Here is a 2,677-nt window from a genome sequence, read left to right as displayed (position 1 = left end):
GGCTCACCGCCGGCGATCGTCATCGCATAGATGTCGGTATTGCCGTTCTGGGTGATCGACATCAGCACGCTCTTGCCATCCGGCGCGAAACGCGGCGCGAAGCTCATGGTGCCCGGCTGGTCCTGAAGCACCCGGCGCTGGACATTGCCGACATCGAGGATGAAGACCCGGGGAAAGCCGGTTTCATAAGAGGTATAAAGCACCTTGTCGCCGGTCGGCGAGAAGCGCGGCGCCAGCACGATGGCGCTGGAATCGGTCAGATATTGCAGGTTGGCGCCGTCGTAATCCATGATCGCCAGCCGCTTGCGGCGGTCGTTCTTGGGCCCGGTCTCGCTGACAAAGACCACCCGGCTGTCGAAATAGCCGCCCTCGCCGGTGATCCGGCTGTAGACCGCGTCGGCCACCTTATGGGCCATGCGCCGCCAGCCATCGGTGCTGCCCTTGAAGCGCAGCCCGTTGCCCAGCTCCTGCCCGGCGAAGACGTCATAGACCCGGAACTTGACCTCGAGCTGGTTGCCGGTGACCTTGACCGCGCCGGTAATCAGCGCCTGGGCGTTGATGGCCTTCCAGTCGGCGAACTGCACCGGCGAGGCGAAATTGGTGATGCTGCTGATATGCGCCTTGGCCGGGATCTCGCGGAACAGGCCGGTGCCGCTCAGGTCGGCCGCCACCACCCGCGACAGGTCGCGCGCCAGCGCATTGGCCGCCGAGGTCTCGGCGACGAATTCCGGCACCGCATAGGGCAGGGGTTCGATCACCCCCTCGGTGATCTCGATCCGCAGCGGACCCGTTTGCGCCTGGGCCATCTGCCCCAGAACCATGGCCCCCATCAGGAGCGCCGTCAGCCATCGCATCATTTCAGCCTCATCTTCTCTGGATTAAACGTGATTTCGATCTCGCGCCAATGATCATATTTCTCGATCGGCAATTTGTAGCCGCCGCGCTGGCAGCGCAGGATGGCGCGGCGCGCCGCCTGAAAGGCGGTCTCCACCACCTGGCCGCTGCCGTTTTCCGACGACAGCAGGCGCACCGGCCCCGAGACCCGGCCCTCGCGGTCCAGCGCAAAGCCGACCGTCACCGTGACATTGGCGGCCTGGCTGCCGACGTCGACCACCCAGCAGGTCTGCACCGAGAGCCGCATCGCGTCCTTTTCGCCGCGCGTCAGCGGCGGCCCCGAGGGCGCTGCGGCTTGCGCGGCCGATTGCTCGGCAAGGGCGGCAGCCACGGCGGCATCGGTCGCGGCGCTGGCGGGTTTGCCGCTGCCGGCCGGCTGCGGGCGCGGCGCGGGGCGCGATCCGGGGCGCAGCACCGGGCGCAGCGATGCCTTGGGCGCCAGCGCGACCTGCTCTTCGGCCTCGGTGACGATCTCGGTGCTGGCGGCCTCGGGCGCGGTGTCTTGCCGCGGCTCTTCGACCTTGTCCGAGGCGCTGTCATCGGGCCTCGAAGCCTCCTGGGCGATATCATCGATCCTGGTGTCGGGCGCGGGCGGCGCGATCGGCGCGGGCGCCACGCGTTCGCTGGGGCGCACCATGGGCCGGGTGGCATCACGCGGGATCAGCACCGCCATCTCCTCGCCCGGGGCCTCCAGCTCGGGCGCCTCGTCGGCGACCTCGGCCGGGGCCGGTGCGCTCAGCGCGCCAAGATCCGGCGCATCGTCGGGGGGCGTGGCCGTGGCCGTGTCGGGCGTTTCCTGATCCGGGGCCGCGTCCACATCCGAGGACAGCTCGGGTGCCGTTTCGCGCAGGGTTGGCGCGACGGGGGTGTCGACCTCGGTGGCCGGCAGCGGCGGGCGCTCGCGGGCGGTCAGCTGATCGAATTCCTCAAGGGTCACGACAGACACGCCCGTGACCTCGAAAGGCGGCGGCGCGGCGCGGAACCCGGCACCGAACAGCAGCCAGCCGATCACCCCGGCATGGGCCAGACCCGAGATATAATGGCCGATATGCATGGCGCCTCAGTTGCCGGGCGCGTCCAGCGCCGGGCCGCCGATGTCGGTCACCAGGCCGATGTCGCTGAAACCGCCGGCGTTGAGCGCCCCCATGATCTGCACCACCATTTCATAAGGCAGGGCCCCGTCGGCGCGCAGATAGACCCGCTGCGAGCTGCGTTCGGCGGCCACCGCGCGCAGTTTCGCCACCAGCTGGTCCGCCGGCGTCGGGGTCTTCTGGATCGCCACCGTGCCGTCGGCGGCAATGGTCACCGTCAGCGGTGCCTCCTGTTCGCCGGGCAGCGGATTGGCGGCGGTCTTGGGCAGTTCCACCGGCACGCCGACGGTCAGCAGCGGCGCTGCCACCATGAAGATGATCAGCAGCACCAGCATCACGTCGACAAAGGGGGTGACGTTGATCTCGGCCATCGGCTGGGCCCGGCTGCGGCGGCGCCGCCGTCCGCCCGTGCCCTGTTTCTTTGCGATCCCCGCGCCCATGGCTCAGCTGTCCAGCTGGCGGCTGAGGATGGTGGCAAACTCGTCGGCAAAGGCCTCGTAGCCGGAAATGATCCGGTCGCTGTCGGCGTTGAGCTTGTTGTAGAAGATCACCGCCGGGATCGCCGCCAGAAGCCCCAGCGCGGTGGCCAGCAGCGCCTCGGCAATGCCCGGCGCCACCACCGCGAGGTTGGTGTTCTGCTCGCCGGCGATGGCGACAAAGGAATTCATGATCCCCCAGACCGTGCCGAAAAG

The 2,677-nt window shown here is 68.8% G+C and carries 3 protein-coding genes and 1 pseudogene; all 4 read right to left on the bottom strand.

Annotated features, from left to right (window positions below; translation table 11 throughout):
• Positions 1 to 857: pseudogene (gene tolB / locus ABZD10_RS15080) on the bottom strand (Tol-Pal system protein TolB); the annotation flags it as partial.
• Positions 854 to 1,948 carry an energy transducer TonB gene (locus ABZD10_RS15075; protein ID WP_372887764.1) on the bottom strand — a complete coding sequence of 365 codons (1,095 nt, stop codon included), beginning with the start codon at positions 1,946 to 1,948 and terminating at the stop codon, positions 854 to 856. The pseudogene tolB and the gene ABZD10_RS15075, both read right to left, overlap by 4 nt.
• Positions 1,949 to 1,954: 6 nt before the next feature.
• Complete coding sequence (gene tolR, locus ABZD10_RS15070) at positions 1,955 to 2,425, bottom strand: protein TolR (RefSeq protein WP_372887762.1); 471 nt, start codon at positions 2,423 to 2,425, stop codon at positions 1,955 to 1,957.
• Between the two features lie 3 nt (positions 2,426 to 2,428).
• On the bottom strand, positions 2,429 to 2,677 hold a 249-nt coding region (locus ABZD10_RS15065; protein ID WP_372887760.1), incomplete at its 5' end, for a MotA/TolQ/ExbB proton channel family protein.

This window comes from Shimia sp., assembly GCF_041624275.1.
Lineage (GTDB): Bacteria > Pseudomonadota > Alphaproteobacteria > Rhodobacterales > Rhodobacteraceae > Shimia.
This window is presented reverse-complemented; position numbering and strand designations above follow the sequence as displayed.